Source organism: Actinomyces vulturis, assembly GCF_001687305.1.
Classification (GTDB): Bacteria; Actinomycetota; Actinomycetes; order Actinomycetales; family Actinomycetaceae; genus Actinomyces; species Actinomyces vulturis.
On record NZ_LZRK01000012.1, the window covers coordinates 1 to 572 of the forward strand.

Genomic DNA, 572 nt, shown 5'->3' on the forward strand with positions numbered 1-572 from the left:
CGGTGTTCAGCATCCACATGAGCATGACGTTTTTCATCTGTGGTGTAGTGGAATTTAACTGGGATACCACTCTTATCCGTCACCGTGATGTCATAGTCACCATCAGGCTTGTGAGTGAAGTGGTACTGGCCTTGCTCATCAGTGCTGGTTGTTTCCACTGTTTCGCCTTCACTGTTGGTTAGTGTCAGTGTTGCTCCACTAAAACGCACGGTTTCGTCAACGTCAATGGAGCCGTTTTCGTTTCTATCACGCCACAGTGTTCCGCTGATACCAGTGTCGTAGACCTCTGTGCGTACAGGGGCTACTGCTGGTACTGGCAGGCTAAAGCCGTCAGCATGTCCGGCTAGAAGGTTGTTGAAGATTTCTGTGTTGTTTCCCATGCCTTGTGTGGAGGCATGAACAGTGAAGTTCATGAACTCATCTGGAACCAGTGAGTCGTTGACGAACTTGATTGCGGTGATTTCACCTGACTGTTGTCCATACTCAACCCAGTTGGCGTTTGCTGGGTCAGCGTAGACAGTCCCAGCATCGTCGGTGGTGACAAAAATGTGGGAGTCAGCTTGGTTCTTTTC

Annotated in this window: 1 protein-coding gene; it reads right to left on the reverse strand. The window is 49.7% G+C overall.

Annotated elements, in window-relative coordinates; genetic code table 11:
• Positions 1 to 572, reverse strand: a 572-nt coding sequence (locus A9753_RS09700; RefSeq protein WP_141673415.1) for an SdrD B-like domain-containing protein, incomplete at both ends; no start/stop codon positions are given.